1 protein-coding gene is annotated in these 1279 nt (G+C 66.5%); it reads left to right on the top strand.

Annotation, left to right across the window (positions count from 1 at the left end; translation table 11 throughout):
- Nucleotides 1-71 precede the first annotated feature (71 nt).
- The coding region (locus ACH4VX_RS35600; protein ID WP_398373472.1) for an RNA-guided endonuclease InsQ/TnpB family protein at nucleotides 72-1279 on the top strand (1208 nt) is incomplete at its 3' end.

Here is a 1279-nt window from a genome sequence, read left to right as displayed (position 1 = left end):
GAAACCACATGCCTGCCACGCCTGTAGTCATTCTGCCCATCCATGAGACCAACCGTAGTAGGATTTTGGTCATGCAGCTCCGCTACAACTACCGGGCCTATCCGGACGCCTCACAGCGCCGCGCGCTGGCGAGTGCGTTCGGGTGTGCCCGCGTGGTGTGGAACGACTGCCTGCGCGACCGCAAGGAAGCACACGCGGCGGGGCTGCCGTACGTGACGTCGGCCGAGCTGTCCCGGCTTCGCATCACCCAGGCCAAGCGCACCGCCGAGCGCGCCTGGCTCGCCGACGTCTCCGCGGTCGTCCTGCAACAGTCCCTGCGGGACCTCGACACCGCATACAAGAACTTCTTCGACAGCATCAAAGGCAAGCGGCAGGGCCGCAAGACCGGTCCGCCCCGCTACAAGTCGAAGAAGGACACCCGTCAGTCGGTCCGCCTCAACACCAACGCCTTCTGCCTGAAGGACGACGGCACGGTGTACGTGGCCAAGGTCGGCAACCTCAAGGTCACGTGGTCGCGCCGACTTCCGGCAGCCCCGACCTCTGTGACCGTCACCAAGGACAGTGCGGGCCGGTACTTCCTCAGCTTCGTCGTGAACACCGAGCCGGACGTCCTGCCCGAGGCGGAGACCGACACCGGTATCGACCTCGGCCTGTCCGCCTTCGCCGTCCTGTCCGACGGGACGAAGATCGACAGCCCGCGTTTCCTGCGCCGGGCCGAGAAGAAGCTCAAGCGCCTTCAGCGGGAACTGTCCCGCAAGACCAAGGGATCGAAGAACCGGGCCAAGGCCCGCATCAAGGTCGCACGACAGCACGCGCGTGTGGCGGACCGGCGCCGCGACTTCCACCACAAGGCATCCACACAGATCATCCGCGACAGCCAAGCGGTGTACGTGGAAGACCTCGCGGTGTCCGGTCTCGGACGCACCCGGCTCGCCAAGTCCGTGCACGACGCGGGATGGTCCGCGTTCGTCGGCATGCTGGAATACAAGGCGGCTCTGCACAAACGCACCTTCGCCAAGGTGGACCGGGCCTTCCCTTCCTCCCAGGTCTGCTCGGCCTGCGGATTCCGGGACGGCCCCAAGCCACTCCACGTCCGGGAATGGGCGTGCGGCGAGTGCGGCACTGTGCACGACCGCGACCACAACGCAGCCCGCAATGTCCTCGTCGAAGGACGCCGTATCGTTGCCGCCGGACGGGCGGAGACGCTAAACGCCTGTGGAGCGCCGGTAAGACGGGCACACGTACCCGCACAGCGCGGTGAAGCAGGAAGCCCCCGGAA

It is taken from the genome of Streptomyces sp. NPDC020731, from assembly GCF_044334705.1.
Taxonomy (GTDB): Bacteria; Actinomycetota; Actinomycetes; order Streptomycetales; family Streptomycetaceae; genus Streptomyces.
The sequence above is the reverse complement of the archived record's forward strand: the minus strand, read 5'-3'. Positions and strand labels throughout refer to the sequence as shown.